Below are 635 nucleotides of genomic sequence, written 5' to 3'. Positions count from 1 at the left end.
CGCCGGAGTGGTGGGCGATCCCGCCGAAGCGGACGTCGTGCTCGACGACGAGGCCGAACCCGTACGCGGAGCCGTCGAGCGTGCTCTCGACGGCGCGAGGGCTCAGCGCGGGGACCGGCGTCCAGCCGCGCTGCATCTCGCGGCGGGAGGCACGGCTCAGCACCGGGTCGTCGTCCGCGCCGTCCTCGCCCTCGAACGCGGAGGAGAGCCAGCCGCTCCAGCGGGCGATGTCGCCGACCGTGCTGAACATGCTCGCGGCGCAGGCGCCCGCTCCGGTGCCGGTGACGGGGCGGGGCACCCAGGTCGCTCCGTCGTCGAAGGTGCTGAAGCCGGCCGCGAGGTCGGTGCCGTCGGGGTAGTCGCCGCTGTCGTAGCGGGTGTCGTGGAGGCCGAGCGGCTCGAGGATCGTCCGCGTCGCGAAGGACGGGAAGTCCTCCCCGGTCACGTTCTCGACGAGCACGCCGAGCAGCCAGAAGCCGATGTTGGAGTACTGGTAGACCTCACCCGGCCGCTCCGTGAAGGTCAGCCCGCGGCTGACGACCTCGAGGAACTCCTCCCGCGTCAGAGCCATGACGTCGTCGGCCCAGCCGTTGTCCTCCGGGAGCCCCGAGCAGTTGCTGAGGAGCATCCTGACC

At 72.1% G+C, this 635-nt stretch carries 1 protein-coding gene; it reads right to left on the bottom strand.

The window, feature by feature from the left end; genetic code table 11:
* The coding region (locus tag C5C27_RS17610) for a serine hydrolase (protein ID WP_146079774.1) at positions 1-635 on the bottom strand (635 nt) is incomplete at both ends.

The organism is Rathayibacter sp. AY2B7, from assembly GCF_002931635.1.
In the GTDB taxonomy this organism is placed as follows: Bacteria; Actinomycetota; Actinomycetes; order Actinomycetales; family Microbacteriaceae; genus Rathayibacter.
Note: the sequence above shows the minus strand (reverse complement) of the source record. Positions and strands in the feature narration are given on the sequence as shown.